This is a genomic window from Candidatus Avelusimicrobium sp. (assembly GCF_056976295.1).
The window spans coordinates 1-16,474 of record NZ_DBMCTG010000021.1 but is presented as its reverse complement, the minus strand read 5'-3'; the positions used below and the strand labels follow the sequence as shown (position 1 = coordinate 16,474).

At 48.5% G+C, this 16,474-nt stretch carries 10 protein-coding genes; 1 reads left to right on the top strand and 9 read right to left on the bottom strand.

The window, feature by feature from the left end; genetic code table 11:
• From ACZOTW_RS07190 to ACZOTW_RS07150, 9 genes are all read right to left on the bottom strand, one after another.
• A partial coding sequence (locus tag ACZOTW_RS07190) for a GTP-binding protein (RefSeq protein ID WP_483997252.1) occupies positions 1 to 100 on the bottom strand: 100 nt, incomplete at its 3' end.
• Between the two features lie 71 nt (positions 101 to 171).
• The gene (gene fusA / locus ACZOTW_RS07185) at positions 172 to 2,274 is read right to left on the bottom strand and encodes an elongation factor G (protein WP_177745963.1); all 2,103 of its coding nucleotides are present in this window, start codon (positions 2,272 to 2,274) and stop codon (positions 172 to 174) included.
• A 14-nt stretch (positions 2,275 to 2,288) separates the two neighbouring features.
• Positions 2,289 to 2,768 carry a 30S ribosomal protein S7 gene (rpsG, locus tag ACZOTW_RS07180; RefSeq protein WP_177745965.1) on the bottom strand — a complete coding sequence of 160 codons (480 nt, stop codon included), beginning with the start codon at positions 2,766 to 2,768 and terminating at the stop codon, positions 2,289 to 2,291.
• Positions 2,769 to 2,791: 23 nt separating this feature from the next.
• Positions 2,792 to 3,172, bottom strand: coding sequence for a 30S ribosomal protein S12 (gene rpsL, locus ACZOTW_RS07175; protein ID WP_176778129.1), 381 nt, complete (start codon positions 3,170 to 3,172; stop codon positions 2,792 to 2,794).
• A gap of 2 nt (positions 3,173 to 3,174) precedes the next feature.
• Positions 3,175 to 7,350, bottom strand: a complete 4,176-nt coding sequence (gene rpoC, locus ACZOTW_RS07170) for a DNA-directed RNA polymerase subunit beta' (protein ID WP_177745967.1) — start codon at positions 7,348 to 7,350, stop codon at positions 3,175 to 3,177.
• 16 nt (positions 7,351 to 7,366) lie between these two features.
• Positions 7,367 to 11,224, bottom strand: coding sequence for a DNA-directed RNA polymerase subunit beta (gene rpoB, locus ACZOTW_RS07165; protein ID WP_428040257.1), 3,858 nt, complete (start codon positions 11,222 to 11,224; stop codon positions 7,367 to 7,369).
• A 140-nt stretch (positions 11,225 to 11,364) separates the two neighbouring features.
• Entirely contained in the window at positions 11,365 to 11,739 is a 375-nt protein-coding gene (gene rplL / locus ACZOTW_RS07160; protein WP_177745977.1) for a 50S ribosomal protein L7/L12, read from the bottom strand.
• Positions 11,740 to 12,078: 339 nt separating this feature from the next.
• Positions 12,079 to 12,606, bottom strand: a complete 528-nt coding sequence (rplJ, locus tag ACZOTW_RS07155; protein WP_177745971.1) for a 50S ribosomal protein L10 — start codon at positions 12,604 to 12,606, stop codon at positions 12,079 to 12,081.
• 295 nt (positions 12,607 to 12,901) lie between these two features.
• Positions 12,902 to 14,866 (bottom strand): hypothetical protein, encoded by a 1,965-nt coding sequence (locus ACZOTW_RS07150; RefSeq protein WP_483997892.1) that lies wholly within the window; start codon positions 14,864 to 14,866, stop codon positions 12,902 to 12,904.
• Between the two features lie 118 nt (positions 14,867 to 14,984).
• Here ACZOTW_RS07150 and ACZOTW_RS07145 point away from each other — a divergent pair, with 118 nt between their 5' ends.
• Positions 14,985 to 15,758 carry a fused DSP-PTPase phosphatase/NAD kinase-like protein gene (locus tag ACZOTW_RS07145; RefSeq protein WP_428043229.1) on the top strand — a complete coding sequence of 258 codons (774 nt, stop codon included), beginning with the start codon at positions 14,985 to 14,987 and terminating at the stop codon, positions 15,756 to 15,758.
• Positions 15,759 to 16,474 lie beyond the last annotated feature (716 nt).

Sequence of the window (16,474 nt, the reverse complement as noted above, 5' to 3'; positions counted from 1 at the left end):
TCGTGATTGCCGTCGTGAGCGTCGTCTTACCGTGGTCCACGTGCCCAATCGTACCCACGTTCACGTGCGGTTTGCTGCGGGAAAATTTTTCCTTTGCCATTTGTTTACACTCCTAATATGAAAGATGCAACCCCTGCGCCCGGGATTTCCAAGCGCAGGGGAAAATGGTTATTAAGCGGCCACTTTTTCCGCGGTGCGTTTTTCAATAATCGCTTTTGCGACGTTAGCCGGCACCTCGGCATAGTGGCTCGGTTCCATAGTGAACGAAGCGCGGCCCTGAGAGAGGGAGCGTACGTTCGTGGCGTAACCGAACATTTCGGCGAGCGGTACTTCGGCGCGTACATAGCGTACGTTGCCTCTGACACCCATTTCGCCAATCTGACCGCGGCGGGAACTCAAATCACCAATGATATCACCCAAGTTGGCTTCCGGAGCCACAACTTCTACCTTCATAATAGGTTCCAGAATAATCGGGTTGGCTTTCTTCGCGCCGTCCTTCAAGGCCATAGAAGCGGCAATCTTAAAGGCCATTTCGGAGGAGTCCACTTCGTGGAACGAACCGTCAAACACGGCCACTTTAATATCCACCAAGGGGTATCCGGCCACAGCACCGGAATCCAGTGCTTCGCGGCAGCCCTTTTCAATAGCCGGGATGTATTCTTTCGGAATACGGCCCTGGGTAATTTCGTTGACAAATTCAAAGCCTTTGCCTTTTTCCTGCGGTTCCAAGCGGAGGAATACGTGCCCGTACTGACCGCGACCACCGGACTGACGGACGAACTTGGTTTCCTGTTCAACCGTCTTGGTGATGGTTTCGCGATACGCTACTTGCGGCGCGCCAACGTTGGCTTGCACGTTAAATTCGCGTTTCATACGGTCCACAATAATATCCAAGTGGAGTTCGCCCATACCGGAAATAACGGTCTGACCCGTTTCTTCATCGGTGCGGACGCGGAAAGTCTGGTCTTCTTCGGCCAAGCGGGCCAAAGCGTTGGACATTTTTTCTTCGTCAGCCTTGGATTTCGGTTCTACGGCAATAGAGATTACCGGTTCAGGGAACGTGATGCTTTCCAACACAATCGGGTGGTCGGGAGAGCAAATCGTTTGACCCACGCGGGAGTTTTTGATAGCCACGGTGGCGGCGATTTCGCCGGCGCCGAGTTCTTTTACTTCTTCGCGTTTATCAGCCATCATACGCATCATACGGCCGATACGTTCCGTGGCATTTTTGCCGGGGAACAAAACCGTATCACCGGCTTTCAAAGTACCGGAATAAATGCGGAAGAAACTGAGTTTACCCACAAAGGGGTCCGTCTGAACTTTAAAGATAAGACCGCAGAAGGGTTCGTTGTTGGAGGCTTTGCGGTGCACTTCTTCGCCCGTATCGGGGTTGGTTCCTTTGACAGCCGGAACGTCCACAGGAGAGGGTAGATAATCGTTCACGCAGTCCAAAAGCGGCTGTACGCCTTTGTTTTTGTAGGAAGAACCGCAGATTACCGGGAAGAATTTACCCGTAAGAGTACCTTTGCGGATGGCTTTTTTGATTTCTTCAACCGTAAAGTCCGTTTCGCCGTTTAAGTAGCGTTCCATAATTGCTTCATCAAAGTCGGCGAGTTTTTCAATCATTTCCGTATGGGCTTTTTTGGCAGCGTCCACGAGGTCAGCCGGAATTTCCACTTCGTTGAAAGTGGCTCCGTTATGGTCGCCGTCCCAAATGATACCTTTCATCTTTACCAAGTCCACGATGCCGACGAATTTGTCTTCGGCGCCGATAGGCAACTGAATCGGGCAGGCGTTGCCACCCAATTTTTCCTTAATGGAGTTGGCGGAGCGGATAAAGTCCGCGCCGATGCGGTCCATTTTGTTAATGTAAGCAATACGGGGAACGTGGTATTTGTCGGCCTGGCGCCATACCGTTTCGGACTGGGGTTCTACACCCTGCACACCGTCAAAGCAGCAAACGGCACCGTCCAACACACGCAAAGAGCGTTCCACTTCGGCCGTAAAGTCCACGTGGCCGGGAGTGTCAATAATGTTGAGTTGGCAGTCCTTCCACACGCAGTAAATAGCGGCGGAGGTAATGGTGATGCCTCTTTCTCTTTCCTGTTCCATCCAGTCCGTTACGGAAGCGCCATCGTGCGTTTCGCCGATTTTGTGCACTTTACCCGTATAGTACAAGATGCGTTCGGAAGTGGTCGTTTTGCCCGCGTCAATGTGGGCAATAATACCAATGTTTCTGATTTTCTCAATCGGATAGGTTTTGAATTCAGCCATAACTTAATTCCAAATTACCATTTAAAGTGAGCGAAAGCGCGGTTGGCTTCGGCCATTTTATGCACGTCTTCGCGTTTTTTGAAAGCGGTACCTTCTTTTTTGGCGCCCAACATAATTTCTTCGGCCAATTTTTCAGCCATCGGGCGGCCTTTGCGGCTTTGCGCGGCGCCGATGAGCCATCTCATAGCCAAGGAGGTGCTGCGCAAGGGTTTTACTTCGGTCGGCACCTGATAGTTGGCACCACCCACGCGGCGGGCTTTCACTTCCACGAGCGGGCGGACGTTTTCAATACATTTATTGAAAACATCAAGCGCGTTTTCTTTGGTTTTTTCGGCAATGATAGCCATCGCATCGTCCAACAAGCGTTCGGCGGTGGAGGTTTTGCCTGCAAAATTCAATTTGTTAATGAACCGGGACACGAGCACGGAATTATATTTATAATCCGGCGCGGGCTGCGGTCTTCTGTCTCTGGGTCTTAAACCTTTTCTCGGCATATTCTTTATTCAACTCCTAAAAATTATTTACCGGCTTTGGGTCTCTTTACACCGTAAAGAGAGCGGCCTTGTTTTCTGTTTTCCACACCGGAAGCATCCAGCGCGCCGCGGATGATGTGATAACGCACACCAGGCAAGTCTTTCACACGGCCACCGCGCACGAGCACGATGGAGTGTTCTTGGAGGTTATGTCCCACACCGGGAATATAAGCGGTTACTTCCACTTTGGAAGTAAGTTTTACACGGGCCACCTTTCTCAAAGCAGAGTTCGGTTTTTTAGGGGTCGTGGTATAAACACGGGTGCAAACGCCTCTTCTCTGGGGGCAGGCTTGCAACGCCGGGGATTTCGTTCTGTGAATTTCTTTCGCCCGTCCGTATTTCACTAATTGATTTACTGTCGGCATTATTACTTCTCTCCTGTTTCTTTGCGTTTTTGTTCAAACTCTTGGGCAATCTGTCTGGCGGAAATACCTGTACCCGCCGGGATCAAATGGCCTACAATTACGTTTTCTTTCAGGCCTTGCAATTCGTCCACCTGGCCCGTAATAGCCGCGTCCGTAAGGACTTTCGTCGTCTCTTGGAACGAGGCCGCGGAAATAAACGATTCGGAAGCGAGGGACGCTTTGCTGATACCGAGCAAAATGGTTTCTGCATCGGCTAAGCGTTTGCCTTCGGCCTTCATCTTGGCGTTTTCTCTAAGCCAACTTGCGCGGCTCAAAATTTCGCCTTTGAGGAAGTGGGTATCACCCGCATCCAGAATTTTCACGTTCCCCAACATCTGACGGACAATAACCTCAATATGTCTGTCGTTAATTGTTACGCCCTGCAAGCGGTACACTTCTTGGATGGCGTTTAACAGGAACTCTTGCGCTTCTTTTTCGCCCTTCACGCGCAGCACGTCGTGGGGGTCAATGGCGCCGTCGGTAAGGGCTTCGCCCACGCCAACGTGATCGCCTTCATATACTACGAGGTGTTTGCCTTGCGGGATGCTGTACTGCTTGACCTGGTTGGTCTCTTCGTTCCGCACGACAACCTCAATCAAACCTTTGGGAGATGTTTCCAGGCTAACGATACCCTCAAACTCGGAAATAATTGCCGGGTTGCGGGGGCGTCTGGCTTCAAACAACTCCGCGATTCTGGGCAAACCGCCGGTGATATCTTTGGTACCGCCCGCTTCGCGCCCGATTTTGGCAAGCACGTCGCCGGGTTCCACTTCTTCACCGTTCTCCACCATCAGGATCGTATCAATAGGCAACGGCAAGTTTACTTTTTTGTCTTTACCTTCAATGCTGATGCGCGGGTTCTTTTTGCCCATACGGCTCGCGGTAATTTTGCGTTCAATTACGCCGGTTACTTTGTTGCGTTCTTCCTGCAAAGTTATACCTTCAATTACGTCGGTCAACTTTACAGAACCGTTCGCTTCGGCCAACACCGGGATAGAGTGCGGGTCCCATTCCGCGAGCAAAGAACCTTTTTTCACGGTCGCTTTATCCGTAGTGTAAACGGAAGCACCGTACTGAATCTTGTATTCTTTTATTGTACCATTTCCGGCCTCAACAAAGATAGAGCCGTTTCTGGAAATACAAATTTTATTATCGTAACGGTTCGTAATAACCTTCATATCTTTAAAGGTTACCTTACCGTCAATTTCAGCAACTGCCTGGCTGCGGGACAACACGCGCGAAGCCGTACCACCGATGTGGAACGTACGCAAGGTTAACTGCGTACCAGGTTCGCCGATGGACTGGGCGGCAATAATACCCACAGAGTCCCCCGGGTTGCTCTTGGCAGAGGTGGCCAACTGCAAGCCGTAACATTTGGAGCATACACCAAACGGGGCTTCGCAGGTCAGTACGGAGCGGATGCGTACAGATTCCACACCATATTTTTTGACCAATTTGCTCTGTTCCAAGGTAATCAAATCGCCTTCTTTGATAATGGTTTTTTCTTCTTCGGAGCCGTCGGCGCGTTTCACCTTTACCACGACGTCTTCCAAACTGGTGCGGCCCAAAATACGTTCTTCAATGGGTTCCACCATTTCTTCGCCGCTCATCAAAGATTTAACTACAATACCGTTATGGGTTCCGCAGTCTTCTTCCGTTACCACTACATTGTGGGCAACATCTACCAAACGGCGGGTTAAATAACCGGCGTCGGCTGTCTTCAAAGCCGTATCGGACAAACCTTTACGACCACCGTGCGTGGAAATAAAGTATTCCAACACAGACAAGCCTTCGCGGAAGTTAGCGGTAATCGGGTTTTCAATAATTTCACCCTGGCCGCCGGTAAGTTTCTTTTGGGGTTTGGCCATCAAACCGCGCATACCGGCCAACTGGCGGACCTGCTGGCGGGAACCGCGGGCGCCGGAATCGGCCATCAAATAGACGGCGTTAAAGCGCTGTCCGCTATGTTCTTTATTAGACGGGTCGTATTTGCCTTCTTCAAACTTCTTCATTTCTTTGAAGAGTTCGTTGGCAACGTCGTCGGTTACACGGGTCCAAATATCAATAACTTTGTTATAGCGTTCGCCTTCCGTGATGATACCGGCTTCGGCCTGTGCCTGAATCTCTTTAACCTTTTTCTTGGCCTCAGTAATGTATTTCTGCTTGGCAGACGGAATCGTCATATCCGCAATGGAGATGGACAAGCCGGACAAAGTGGCATAGTGATAACCCATCTTCATAATCTTGTCCAAGAGTTGTACGGCTTCGTAGCGGCCGTATTTTTTGCTCTTGTAGCATTCATCTACCAAGGAAGCCAGTTCTTTCTTGCCGACCGTTTTATTAATATATTCCCAACCTTTCGGCATAGCCTGGTTGAAAATAATGCGACCCACGGAAGTAAAATCTTTCCATTTGGAGGCATCTTTTTCGTCTTTACCTTCCAAGCCGGGTTCCGGAATAGCGTTAATACCGCGCACTTTGATTTTAGCGTGGTAAGAAAGTTTACCGTATTCCAAAGCCACCAAGGCATCTTCTTTGCTGCCGAAGATAGAACCTTCGCCGATATCGCCGTCTTTAATCTTAGTCAAGAAACTTACACCCAAGACCATATCGTGAGACGGAGCGGCAATCGGTTTACCGGACGCCGGGGACAAAATGTTGTTAGAGGCCAGCATCAAGGTACGGGCTTCCATTTGGGCTTCCAAAGAAAGCGGTACGTGCACGGCCATCTGGTCACCGTCGAAGTCAGCGTTGAAAGCGGCACAGGTAAGCGGGTGCAACTGGATGGCTTTACCTTCAATAAGTACCGGTTCAAAGGCCTGAATACCCAAACGGTGCAAGGTAGGAGCGCGGTTTAACATTACCGGGTGGCTCTTGGTTACCTTTTCCAAAATATCCCAAATTTCGGGGCGGACTCTTTCCAACATCTTCTTGGCGGATTTAAGCGTTACGCCTTCCTTCTTCATTAATTCGCCAATGATAAAGGGTTTAAAGAGTTCCAAAGCCATCAATTTCGGCAAACCGCACTGGTGGATTTTCAAGTTCGGGCCGACGACAATAACGGAACGGCCGGAATAGTCCACACGCTTACCGAGCAAGTTTTGGCGGAAGCGGCCGTGTTTACCTTTAATGCTGTCGGACAGAGATTTAAGAGGTCTGCCGCCGGGGCCGATAAACACTTTGCCGCGGGCACCATTTTCAATTAACGCGTCCACCGCTTCCTGCAAAAGACGCTTTTCGTTATAAATCATCACTTCCGGCGCACGCAGGGATTCAATGTGTTTCAAGCGGTTATTACGGTTAATAATGCGGCGATACAAATCGTTCAAATCGGAAGCCGCAAAACGGCCGCCGTCAAGCGGAACGAGCGGGCGCAAATCCGGCGGAATTACCGGCAAGATGCTGATAATCATCCACTCCGGGCGGTTGCCGCTTTCCTTAAACTCTTCCATCGTTTTAATACGACGGATAAGTTTGGTGCGTTCCATTTCGCTCTGCGTATTCTTTAATTGCTCGTGCAAAGCGGGGATTTCTTTATCAAAATCAATACCTTCCAACAAGGTTTTAATAGCCGGGGCGCCGATATCCACTTTTAAGCGGGAGCCATGTTTTTTGCGGGCTTCGCGCACTTGCACGTCGGAAAGCAAGGTGCCTTTTTTGAAGTCCACGCGGCCGGTTACGCTATCCACGCAGTCTTCAATGACCACATAAGCGGCATAATAAACCACACGTTCCAAATCGCTCGTGCGCATATCCAGCATAATACCGATGCGGGAGGGGTTCTTTCTCAAAAACCAGACGTGCGCCACCGGTACGGCCAATTCAATATGGCCCATACGTTCGCGGCGGACTTTACTTTCGGTAATTTCAACACCGCAGCGGTCGCACTTAATTCCTTTAAATTTTACCCAACGGTATTTGCCGCAGGCGCATTCGTAGTCCTTGGTGGGGCCGAAAATGCGTTCGCAGAACAGACCGTCGCGCTCCGGTTTCAAGGTGCGGTAGTTAATGGTTTCGGGTTTTTTGACTTCGCCGAAAGACCAAGCCATAATCTGTTCCGGACTGGCAATACCGAGTTTAATGGCATCAAAGTCAAAGAAGTTCAGTTCGTTTAATTTTTTAACTTTTTTCGTTTGCATTGTTCAAATCCCCGGCTTATTTAGCGGCTCCTTCTTCTTGTGCAGGAGCGGCAGGGGCCTCTTCCTTTGTATCGGAAGAGGCGTCCGGCGTTTCGCCGTTTTCAACATTTTTAAGAAGTTCCACACTTAACCCTAACGCTTGGAGTTCTTTAATCAATACTTTAAAAGATTCCGGTACGCCGGGTTGGGTGGGCGCTTCGCCTTTGACAATGGATTCATACATCTTCGTGCGGCCGACAAAATCGTCGGATTTCACGGTTAAGAATTCTTGCAAGGTATAAGTGGCGCCATAACCTTCCATAGCCCACACTTCCATTTCACCGAAGCGCTGACCGCCGAACTGGGCTTTACCGCCCAAGGGCTGACGTGTGATTAAACTGTATGGCCCGGTGGAGCGGGAGTGAACCTTGTCTTCCACCAAGTGAATCAGTTTCATCATATACATATAACCAATGGTTACTTTTTCTTCAAAAGGTTCACCGGTTCTGCCGTCATACAGCGTAATGCGGCAGTAATCGTCCGGCAGGTATTTAGCGGCATATTCTGCGCGCGCTTTGCCGGTAAGACCTTTGTCATCCAAAATCTTTTCTTTGGCTTTGCGTATTTCGTTCACTACGTCCGCTTCGCTCGGGCCGTCAAAGACCGGGGTGGCGGCGTTGTAGTGCAGGTAGTGCGCGGCCCAGCCGAGCATTGTTTCCAGCAACTGACCCACGTTCATACGGGAAGGAATACCCAACGGGGAAAGCACAATATCAAGCGGAGTGCCATCCGGCAAGAACGGCATATCTTCTTCCGGCAAGATACGCGCCACTACACCTTTGTTACCGTGGCGGCCGGACATTTTGTCCCCCACGTGGAGTTTGCGTTTGGAAGCAATATACACTTTAACGGATTTGTTCACCGTAACGGCGAGTTCGTCGCCTTGTTTGGAGAACTCAATTTCGCGTTCATAGTGTTCCACGGCTTTCTTTTCCATTAACTTATACAGCGCGTTAATGCGGGTTTCTTCCTCTTTCAGCGCGGATTCCTTCTTAATGGTTTCTTTGGCATTGGCCAAAGCGCGTTTGCGCTGTTCTTTTAAGAGGGTCAGCGTGGCATCTTTTTCGTTTTCTAACGCAGTCAAACGGGCTTTTTCCTCGGATTTCGTCAGTTTTTCTTTGCGGACGAAAACACGGGTGCCTAAAATTTTGCCGCTGGTGCCGGGCGGTACACGCAAGGAGGCGTCCACCACGTCGTCGGCTTTTTTACCGAAAATCACTTTGAGCAAGCGTTCTTCGGGGGTTAATTGCTGTTCGCCTTTCGGGGTTACTTTACCGACTAAAATATCGCCGGGTTCCACCACCGTAGCGGGCAGCACGATACCGTCGTTGTCCAAGTGGGACAAGGCTTCCGCACCAATGTTCGGGATATCGCGGGTGATTTCTTCTGCGCCTAACTTGGTGTTACGGGCATCCACTGTAAATTCGTGCAAGTGGATAGAGGTAAAAACGTCGTCCTTTACCAAGCGGGAAGACACCAAGATAGCGTCTTCGTAGTTATACCCTTCCCAGCACATAAAACCTACGAGCATATTGCGGCCCAAAGCGAGGTAGCCGTTATCCATAGACGGACCGTCGGCAATTACCTGGCGGGCTTTTACATTATCGCCCGCTTTTACAATCGGGTGCTGGTTGATACAGGTATCTTGGTTGGAGCGTTTGTATTTCAAAAGTTCATAGATATCGCTGGAACCGTCTTTGGTTTCAATGATAATTTTGGAAGCATCCGCAAACTGGACACGTCCGTCGCGGCGGGCTACCACAGCGGTCCCGGAGTCGCGGGCGACTTCGTGCTCAATACCGGTACCCACATACGGGGCTTCCGGCATCAAAAGCGGCACACCCTGGCGCTGCATGTTACAACCCATCAACGCACGGTTCGCGTCGTCGTGTTCCAAGAACGGAATAAGGGCCGCAGACACACTGATAACCTGTAACGGGGAAACGTCCATATAGTCCACCTGTTTCGGCTCCACATACGGATAATCCGCGCGGACACGGCAGGCGACTCTGTCGGTTTCCATTTTACCGTCTTTGCCCAGCGGCGTATTGGCCTGGGCTACAAATTTATCGTCTTCGGCATCGGCGGTTAATTCTTCCACCTGGTTGGTTACTTTTCCGTTTACAACTTTGCGGTACGGGGTTTCAATCAAACCGTACTTGTTTACGCGGGAGTAGCAAGCCAAAGAGGTAATCAAACCAATGTTCGGACCTTCCGGAGTTTCAATCGGGCAGACACGGCCATAGTGCGTATAGTGTACGTCGCGCACTTCAAAGCCGGCACGTTTTCTGTTCAAACCGCCGGGACCCAAAGCAGACAAACGGCGCTTATGCGTCAATTCGCCCAACGGGTTAATCTGGTCCATAAACTGGGAAAGTTGGGACGTCCCGAAGAATTTGCGGACAATCGCCTGCACGGGCTGCGCGTTTACAAGCGCGCGGGGCGTGAAGGAGGTCAGTTCGCGGTTCATACGGTCGCGGGCTGTTTTAGCCATTTGGGAAAGGCCGATGCGGATTTGGTTTTCCAACAATTCGCCAATACCGCGCACGCGGCGGTTGCCCAAGTGGTCAATATCGTCAACTTTAAATGAAAAATCCGGGCCGTATTCCTTCTGTACGTCTTCGCCGGCGTTCAAGGCAAGCAGATATTTAACCGTTACAATGATATCTTCAGGAGATAAAGTGCGGCGGTTATCTTTCGGCGTGGTGAACTTTTTGAATTTGAATTTGCTAATCAAATCAAACATATTAGCAAACTTCTTGTTGATTTTATAGCGGCCGACAAAACTCAAATCATAGCGGCGGATATTGTCAAAAACTAAATTATTCAGGAAGGTTTCCGCCTGTTCCTTAACGACGAAATCCTGCCCGCGCATCTTTTTGTAGATTTCAGCCTGCGCTTCGGCAGCCGTGCGGATAGAATCCTTGCGGTGCTCCAAGGTGGCCAAAATACCAGGGTCATCCTGGCGGGGTTTACCGCAGATGACTTTAATGGTTTTAACTTTCTTTTCAATTAAGGTTTTGAAAAGTTTATCGTCAATAGGTAAAGCGGCTTTATCGTCCAGGTTCCACAGCACTTCGCCGGTGGCCGGATCGTAAATATCGTCAGCGGCGTAACGGCCGATAACACCTTCAATATTGGAAGCCTTGACTTCAATGTCTTCGCATTTGTAAAAAGTCTGGATAATTTGTGCGTTGGTTTCCAGGCCGCAAGCGCGAAGGAACGTGGAGGCCAACACTTTTTTCTTTCTGTCAATGCGGACCCACAACGCGTTCATCAAGTCAAACGAAAATTCAATCCACGCGCCGCGGTATGGGATAATGCGGGCCACATACAAGCGCTTACCAAAAGTGGACTGTTTCTTTTCCTCGTCTTCTTCAAAAATGATACCCGGAGAGCGGTGCATCTGGCTGACAACCACGCGTTCGGCGCCGTTAAATACAAAGCAGCCGGCATCGGTCATTAAGGGTAAATCGCAAAGGGTTACGTCCTGGTCGGACGCTTCTTTCATTTTGCCGTTTTTCTGCTTGACATATAAGCGCATCAAGGCCTTCAACGGCGCAGAATAGGTGCTGTCGCGCACGGTGGCTTCCGCCGGAGTAGCGTAGCGGGGCGAACCTAATTCATACTTCAAAAATTCAAGTCTCATACTCCCGTCGGGAGCTTCAATAGGGAAAACGTCTTCAAAAGCGGCTTGCAAGCCTTTCAATTCCCGCTTGGCGGGAGGGACATCTAATTGCAAAAAGTCCACGAAGGACTGTTTTTGCATGTCCAGCAAATCGGGTAAGGGAAGTTTGGTGGAAATTTTGCCGAAATTTGTTTGTTTTTCAATCATTTCTTTTCTTCCTGCTGTTTGGTAACGGACCACGGAGCCGCAACGCACTCGGCTGTCGGTCCGCCGTTATACCCCGTATAGGGTACGTAATCCCACCCCCGCTAAATGCGAGGGGTGGGATTAATAATTCGTCGGTTGAACTATTTGAGTTCTACGGTGCCGCCGGCTTCGGTGATTTTCTTTTTGAGTTCTTCAGCTTCGGCTTTGGCAACGTTTTCTTTTACGGCTTTCGGGGCGCCTTCAACCAAGTCTTTGGCTTCTTTCAAGCCCAAGCCGGTGATTTCGCGCACTACTTTGATGACGGCGATTTTTTTAGCAGCGTCAACAGCGGTCAACACAACGTTGAATTCGTCTTTTTCTTCAGCGGCGGCAGCGGCAGCAGGAGCGGCAGCGGCAACAGCCACGGCCGGAGCAGCGGCTTTCACACCGAATTTTTCTTCAATAGCCTTCACGAGTTCGGAAAGTTCCAGAACGGTGAGTTCAGCAATAGCGTTTACTAATTCTTCTTTGGTCATTTTAGCCATTTTATTTTTTCCTTGTTTCTTATAGAGTAGCTGCCTTCTGCCTAAACCGTGTTTAGGCCCGTGCATTTATCCTTTCGGGCTACTACCGCACTTGGCGGGTTTAGATTTTACCATTTAGGAAAACGGCAAGGCGTTGGTCCTAAGACACCGCCCGTACTATTTCGTATTTTGGGGCGGATTTCCATTTTTGCTCCTTGCATAATTTCCACTATGCAAAGTTGCAAAGAAAATGAAAATCACGCCTGCCAAAATCCAAAATCGCTTCCGTATCGCTTCCGCGCACAAAAGCACCACCCGTTTTCCGCGCGCCCAACGTCGGCGCGTACGTTACTATTTGCCTTGTTGTTTGTCTTCCAAGGCTTTGATAACGTAGGCAAAATCCCGTATCGGAGCTTGCAACACTTGCGCAGACTGGGCGACCGCGTTGTACAACGCACCGGCCAACTTGGACAGGTTTTCTTCTTTGGTACCAATGGTAGCCAACTGTTTAACCTGGTCTTCGTTGTACCAGACGCCATCAGAATAGCAAGCACGAAGCTTCAAAGCCGTAAACTTTTTCTGAAAGTCCACCAACGTTTTGGCGACGGCGGCAATGTCTCCGCCTACCGCAATAGCCGTCGGGCCCTGAAAGAGTTTCTCATCAGCGCCTTCAATATTGGCTTGGCGGATGGCGTGATCTACGATAGCGTTGCGTTCCACACGGAATTTTGCTCCGGCGGGCGCTAATTGCTTGCGCAGTTCAGCCATATCCACGAACTTCAAGCCTTGATAGGCCGTGAAGAACAGGGTGCCGCTCGCGGTAATTTCAGAAGCTAAGTCTTGCGACTTTTGTTTCTTTTGGTCTTTTGTCAGGTTCATTTTATTGCCTGTTTTAATAACGGAACCGGCCTTATTTTCTGCACCTAAAAAGCAATTTTTTAGGCAGAGAAAACGACAGCCACAAACTCCCTTTCCTTCGTTTTACCGTCGGAGGAGTTATGGTTCTCGTTACAAATCGGGTTAATTACTTCTATTATATTTTATCAATAAAAGCCGCCAAATGCAATCCTTTTTGCAAACGTTTTATCCGCGGCTCTTGTAATTATTATACCAAAAATTTAAGGAAATTTCTATATTTTTCCGCTTGATTTTGCTGTATGGTTCACTGGTTTTTTCACGGCTCATCGGAATCATATACAACATCCTGATTTTCCGTATCCGGGCACCATTTAGTGGCTTTTAGCGGAGCATCCGCCGGGTAAAAGTCAGCCGGTTTGTCTTTGCACACAAAAGGGCAGCCAACAACAGAAGAATCCCTATCCTCTAATATTCCCTTCCATTGGGTCGGGTCTCCTGTTTTAAAGACTTCGGGCCAATATGCACTTAAAAATTCTTCATTCACCGATAACGTTGCTACTGCTATCCAAGTGGATAACAAAGACCTTACAAAGGCTTCTATCTTATCCGTCCGATATTCGTTACCATATTCTATATTGGCTTTTTGCATAAAGTCAATCATCCCACTCCCGATTTTTTCCCAATCGGCGTTTTCTACGCCTTTACCAATTAGAGATAGTAAGGACATTACATAAGTATTCTTCCTTAAATACTTATCGTCCAAGTCGTTGCCCATTAATTTGATGACCGATTTTAAATAGGTGTCGTATTCGGGATATTCGGGGTTACTTGACCAAGATACAGTTGTTATATTATCTTGGGTACCTTTAACCGCTACAAAAGAAGAGATTGGATCCCCATCCTCCAACTTACCAGACTGCTCCCGGGATATGGCGCTAAGCCCCAAGGAAGAATCCTTCTCTTCCGGCTTCCACAGCACAAGCAGTTTGGAATCCCCCACTAGGGCGGATACTTTAATATCATTGCGGTCTATAACGCTATACCAAGGGTCCTTCCAATATACATAGTTCCCTCTTGGCAGAAAAATCAGCGTGAACACACTAACAATCCCTTTGTCTTGGGGATCTTCCACCCAAGCGCTTACAGATATAGGTGTATAGTATAGATGTTCCTCGAGTTCACCGTCAGTAACCAGTAGCGTTCCGTCTGGCTGAGGGATTCCTTTATGCAGGTCTTCATAGTAAGGAATCCACGGCAAGGTAATCGGCGCATAAATTGCCATATCCTCTTTGCGGCTATACACCTTTTCGCCTGCTTCGTTATAAAAATACACATAGGGCGGAACTACAAAGGGAGGGCGGTTTAACTGGCGGGAACTAGCGTATTGTATATTTTCCCGGCGGCACAGGGTTTTCCAGCCCTTTTTCCCGCCACGCGCGTGCTGATGGGCAAAATCCAGCAAATTAATCATCCCATCCGCATCCGTGCAAGAAAAATAGGCATAGTCCCTTGTTTCCACGCCATTTTGCATAATGCTGGGCCAAAAGCCGGATAAACCATATTCCACACTATTGGGGTCATTCTCGGTGCGTGGGTATTGGTCCGCAAAGCCCAGCAGGTGCCCCATTTCGTGAAACAAAGAATCGGTATCTCTAAATGGAACAAAAAGAGCGTTGATTGTTGTATCCGCATAAACAGCCGTAACGTCGTCATCTATGGCTAATGACTGCCCCACGGCTTCCCAAGAAACATACCGCCCCGGCAAATTATGGGTTTCCTGCGCCATATTTACATAAGAGGCAGAAAAACTGTCTTGTATTTCCTTTCTATAATTCTCCATATCCTCCCGTACCGCAGGAGAGCAATGCGCAGGGTACATTTCTAGGTACTGGGGCAAATTAGCCACCGCCACCGGGCGAGCCAGTTCCTGCCAAGGGGTCTTTTCAAAATCTGCACAGGACAAATAGGGCCGCATTTCAAACTTCCACGGTGTTTGAAGCATTTTTACCACGTCTTTAAATTCTTTTTCGCGCTGGGCTTCCCTGATTTCCTGCAAGGTGTAAATACGCCAACTGTTAAAGGAGCGTACAAAAATATCGTCCAGTTTTTCCAAATTCCACGGGCCCATAGTGTGTACAAAATAAGGCAGCGTTTCTCCTCTTACCAACCGGGTAACCAAAGGTACTTTACTCCATTGTTGTGTACTGTTTGCAAAGTAATCAGTAAACCGCCAACTAAACCCCGGCAAGGATAAACACAAGAACGCCAGTAAAACTATCATTTTCCTAAATAACATAAATTTTCTCCTTTGGATAATTTTATTATAGCAAATAGGACCCAGGCCTTTTATAGGTCTTTATACCCTTGTCTCACCGCCTAATAGTAGGTATAGTATAGATATGCGGATTTGGTATTTATTGCTTATTTTTCTATTTTCCATATGCGGGGCTACTAATGTGCAAGCCCAGCGGCGGGCTCTTTTCCCTAAAAAGCCTATCCGCGTGCAAGTGCATACCCCCAAAATAGAAACGCTGACTATACGCCCGGTTAATGTACCTATGCCAAAGGTACAACTGCCGGCGGTTCTTGCGCCACAATACCGCGCCAAGTTGGAACACCAATTAGTAACCCAAACCTTAAAAGCCCAACCGCTCCGCGAAGCAAAAGCCGTATTCAAACCCGGTTTACCAAATGCGTATCAGGTGTCTCATTGGCTCTACCGCGGCGGCCAACCCACCCGTCAAGGGTATGAAGAACTGGTAAAAATGGGCATAAAAACCGTTGTCAATTTGCGCGTTACTCCGCAAAATAAAAAAATAATAGAGGGGCTGCCCTTAACAGTTTATCAAGTACCGCTAAATCCTGTGATGCTAAATACAGACGGGGTAGAAGAGGTATTAAAATTGTTGTCCAATCCCGCCAATTACCCTATTTACTTGCATTGCCGCTATGGTTCTGACCGCACCGGCACAATCGTAGCCCTCTATCGTATGACGGTGGAGGAGTGGCCGCGTGAACACGCCATACAGGAAATGACGGCCCCGCATTTCGGGTTTCACAAAATATTCACGAATTTGCTACGCTATGTAAAACAGGTCAAGTTGAAAAAGCCCTCTCTGCCTTTCCACCATAAAAGGCAAAAAAATGAGGGGCAAACTTCTATTAATCCCTAAATCCGGACTCTTTTCCGTGCCAATATACTCTGCGCTATGGCAAAAAGGGCTGCTTAATGTGTGTAAAATACAAAAGGACAAGACAGATGAAACAAACTCTTAGCCTTTGGTCTTGGTGAAAAAAGACTTCGTTTGAGTAGATATTTCTTCCAATCAAAAAATTAACCCGCAAAAAGGTGAGACCCCATATGTTAATGGGGGTTGAAGTTTCTTGTAGTTAAAAACTTGCGGCTTCGCTTAATTTTATCCCACCACTACCCATTCAAAAGCAAAGTTTACTAACGGAAGCACGCGATTGAGCACACTATATTAGGCTTGAAGGTCTTGCGAGCAGTTCTGTATGGTCAAGTAATTTTTTCAATAAAGTTTTGGATATATTTTGGAGGTGTAGCCAACTGCTAAAATAGGGATAAGTCCATTCCGGGAAGTAATGAGATGTTCCTTGGTTGCATTTTTCAAAGGACGCACTGCTTATTCTAGGGGAGTGCCTCCTTCATGCAAAAGAGAGCATTTCAAAAGATTTCGCGTGCCTTTTTACGATATCCCCGGTAATTCCAAGAAGATTAAGGTAAGGATAACCTGTTTAATGCTTTCTTCTCCCTCGGGTATAAAACAAAAAAACCCCGCGTTAGCGGGGTTTCAAATCACCTTAAACAAAAGGCTAGGATGAGACCGACAACGATCTACTCTCTCAGCGCCGAATTGGGCGCCAATAC